This is a genomic window from Mucilaginibacter sp. (genome assembly GCF_028288105.1).
GTDB lineage: Bacteria > Bacteroidota > Bacteroidia > Sphingobacteriales > Sphingobacteriaceae > Mucilaginibacter.
Genome location: NZ_JAQBOI010000038.1, coordinates 1 through 4,261 on the forward strand (window position 1 = coordinate 1; position 4,261 = coordinate 4,261).

Consider the following 4,261-nt stretch of genomic DNA (forward strand, 5'->3'; position numbering starts at 1 on the left):
TTTGCTGCCATCTCATCCAACGCTCTTTTTACCGACAGTATCTTTTTGGTTGATGAAGGCACGATATCCACAAATACCTGGGTGAGCAATTTTTCTTTCCCATCCATATCAAAAGCTTTAACAACAAGCATAATACTACGCCTGGCTTTAAAGGTATTGTTAGCCAGCGTCACCATACCAGTTACCGGGTTGCACATTACATGCAGGGGTTCGCTGCCATTATGAAGGCCATATAAGCAGGCGTTGGGGTCAAGGTAATAATCATACATCTGACCACGCATGGCTGTCCACGGGTTTTGTGTTTTCCAGATAATAAAGCCGGTGTACCAGTCCCACATATGCGCTGTAAACCCTTCTGCAAGGCCGCGGTACTGATCATAATTAACCAGTTGTGCTTTGCGCGCAAAATCTTCGGCATTTTTGGCCTTGCCATATTTATTGATGCTGGTATCATAACCAATGTACTTATGGTAAGCCCAAACGCTATCTGTTTTTGTTTTGCGGGTTTCCTCGTCATAAACTGGTTCAATTTGGTTTTGCGCGGGGATAAATCTTTTTAATGATTCATAATCGCCCACCCCTACAGAGCCTATTTCGGAGTTAAAAGGATAAGTTTGATGTTCCCAAAAAACAGATAAAGGCTGGATGCCATAAGGACCGTCGCCATTGCCACCCCAAACATTGCGCGACATATTTTCGGAATTGGAATAATCTACAAACCAGCGCGTATTATCCAACTTTGGTAAAATAGTATCCTTTAAAGCCACCAGGATGTCTTCGGGCGGGGTTATTTCATTGCCACCACACCAAATCGCTAATGACGCATGGTTACGGATCATTTTTATCTGATCCTCGGCAGACCGCAGGAACAAACGATGGTCATTAGGGTACTGCCTCCTGGTCCATTGGTCATCAAGCTTCATAGGATCGATCCAGCGGCCATTGCAATCGCCTGATCCCCACAGGTCCTGAAAAACCAGCAATCCATATCTGTCACATGCATCATAAAATTCGGGGCGCTCTATCATGGCACCTCCCCATACCCTGATCAGATTAAGGTTCATGTCGCGGTGAAAGCGGACCTCGGCATCATAACGAAGATCAGACAGACGCAGCATGGCGTCAGATATTATCCAGTTACCCCCTTTAATAAATATTTTTTGCCCATTAACAGCAATTTGCCTGCTGCCGGTATGCTCGTTCCACTCGCTTTGTATTTCGCGCACCCCTACTTTTAGTGATTGCTGGTCTGAAACTGTTTTGCCGTTAATTACAAACTTCACCTTAACATCGTAAAGGTTTTGCGGACCGTAACCGTTAGGCCACCAAAGCTTTGGATTGTTAAGGATATGATCATTAAGTGCTACGGCTACTGTTGCGTTAGGTTTTAAGATAACGTTCTTTGATACTGCCGCACCTGCAATTTCATAAGTTAATACACCACTTACCGTTTTCGCAGTTGGGTTGTTTACTACTGCTTCCAATTTTATGATCGCGGGTTGTTGAATGCCATCCGGCTGTCTTACCCCTGGTACCTTAGTAATTACATGAGTATCAGTTATACGTACCGAACCAGTCCTCTGTATGGTCACTTTATCCCAAATGCCTGTATTTCTATCACGCACAGGCTGTATCCAATCCCATCCGGCGGTATATTGCAAACCTACATTACGGGCTATAGTACCGTCACCACCCTGGCCGCCGTTAGCGTTGCCCAAAACATCGGGCGGGTACACCAAAATAGCTAATTTATTATGTCCGTTCTTAGCTACAAACGGTGTTATATTATAAGAAAAGCGTAAAAACATCCCCTTTTGAAGGGTTTTGTTCAGTTTATGGCCATTCAAATAAATATCGCAACTGTAATTAACACCTCTTAAATTAAGATACACCTGGTTACCCGCTGCTGCAACGGGTAACTCATTAAATTCTTTAACAAACCAATAAGTATAATACTCCGCGCCTGTTTTATAAATATCCGGGATCAGCTCGTTATTCATCCCGTAAAATGGATCCGGAACCCTTTTATTGTTTAAAAGTGTTGTTAAAACCGTACCCGGCACGGTTGCGGGCATCCAGCTATTGCTGTTGAAAGAAGCCTTACTAAGCTGGTATCCGTCTTGCTTTATATCTTTTATTGCTGCGCACTTCCAGCCGGAATTTAATTCGTAGCTATTCTGTGCATGAGCTGTACAGTGAACCGCCGCCATCAGTATAATCAGGCTAAATATTAATCTAAAATTAAAATCTTTGATGCGTAAAAGTTGCGGCATTTTCATGTGGTTATTTAGCTATGATGTTAGGGCAAATCTATTTTAAAATTCCCTGACATTAAATACCCAAACCATTTTCTTAAAGGATATTGGTAACACTTTTATGACACACCTATAAAAAGCTGATTTACAGTAAAAAATACCGTTAAAATACCCTGTAGCTTAGCATTCATTAACGTTAGCTTTACTGTAAAAGAATCACATCCTCCTAACCCGGTCATTTAATTGATCTTATTATTTTCCATAGCAAAATTTCAAAAAAATCGACTTTATACTTTTAATTTATACCTAACCTAAACAATCACACATGAAAAAAACTATTAAGGTAACCGGCTTTCTGCTATTGCTGGTCTTCGTTTTATGGAGATGCAGCTCACCCCGTTCCGGTAATATCGCGAATCAAAATTCGCTACCTACGGATGTCCTGCCTTCTTGTACAGTCTCACAAGACAGTTTCAACACCTGGTTTGCAAGTGGCAAGGCAACAGAAAACGGCCTGGTAACCGCGGCTAACAGTGTTGCTTTTCCGCATAATAATAACTGCGATTTCTACCAATGGTCAGAGCGGATGTTTTTATGGGTTACTTCGCCCGAGCCTGCAGGAGGCTCTGTTTTAGAATCGCCGCTTTTTTATGATGTTACAGCCGACTCTGCCGGGAACCGTAACCTTATTCCACATAGCTCAGGCGTTCCGTTACGTATGTCGGGCCACATTACCAAAAATGGGCCGAATAACCTCCCTGTAATAACTGACAAAACCGGACGGTTACTGGAGATTGAAAATCCCGGGCCGGAAACCAATGTGCGTGCTTTTGTAAAAAACACGGCTGGGCAAACTGCCGAAGTTGCACAGGTAAAAGCAAATGCACAAGGGAAACTGCAGTTCTTAGACCGTTCCGGAACCCCGATCGCCAATCCCAAAGCCATTATCAATCATAAAAACCAACAGGACTTTGTAAGGCGGTTCCGGGTAGGAAATAAATTCGTATTCCTGGATGCCCAGGGAAATATCATCGAATCTGAAGCCGGGCAAGCCACCGGTGACGTGCTTATGTCTCAGAACGGTTCGCTGGTTTATTATATCACCATGGTTAACGATGTATACGCTTATTATATGATGGCAGCGAAGCAAGGCAAAATGGACATTACACATTTCCCAACAACGGCAGGGGCCCGGGATAGTATTTGTGCTTTTGCCAAGTCAAAAGGCGTATATCTGCCCGATTCAAATGCACTGGCTATAGAGATCAAATCTTCCTGGGTAGAGGCAAGCACATTGCCAGACCCCTCCAGCTTTTACACGATTAAAGCTACGGTCCCTACATACGATACCACCAACTCTTTACAATGGACGCCTAAAGGCGAAAAAACGGTATTGATGGCAATGGTTGGTATTCATATTGTGGGTAGTGTAGCGGGCCATCCGGAAATGATATGGTCAACTTTTGAGCACAAGGGGAATACGCCTAATGCCAGTTACGATTATTTAAACGCGAGCCATCAACTTGCTGAAGTGAAAGCCGATACAGGCGGCGGCTGGACTTTTAACCGCAACGCTACTGATACACCTACCAATATTGCCCATATGGTAGATACTGCTCATGGAGCGGCTTCAGATACCATTTATGCAGTTAACGGGCATGCCATTAGCGCAAGTAATACCTTACGCCTGTTTGCCTGGGGCAGTGCTAAAGGCCAGGTAACTAATCCGGAAGATAAATCATCAGCCGCTTCAAACAGTGAAGTGATATCTATCAACAATTCGATACAGAATTTGCTGGTTGGCAATGACACACGGAAAAATTATCTTTTTATAGGGGCCACATGGACCAATAAAGGGGCTGCACCCAACGGTAAAAGCTACAGCCTTACTAACCAGGAAGACGGAGCCGCTATAGGCACTAATATACTGGCAAACAGCACCATGGAAACATATTTCCAACTACCTACAAAGTCTTGTTTTACATGCCACAGCCAGCACGATACCC

At 43.7% G+C, this 4,261-nt stretch carries 2 protein-coding genes; one reads left to right on the forward strand and one right to left on the reverse strand.

The window, feature by feature from the left end:
• A partial coding sequence (locus JWQ85_RS02425; RefSeq protein WP_299463379.1) for a glycoside hydrolase family 2 protein occupies nucleotides 1-2,273 on the reverse strand: 2,273 nt, incomplete at its 3' end.
• A 307-nt stretch (nucleotides 2,274-2,580) separates the two neighbouring features.
• Between JWQ85_RS02425 and JWQ85_RS02430 the strand changes: the two genes are divergently transcribed.
• Nucleotides 2,581-4,261: hypothetical protein (locus JWQ85_RS02430; RefSeq protein WP_299463382.1), on the forward strand; the 1,681-nt coding region annotated here is incomplete at its 3' end.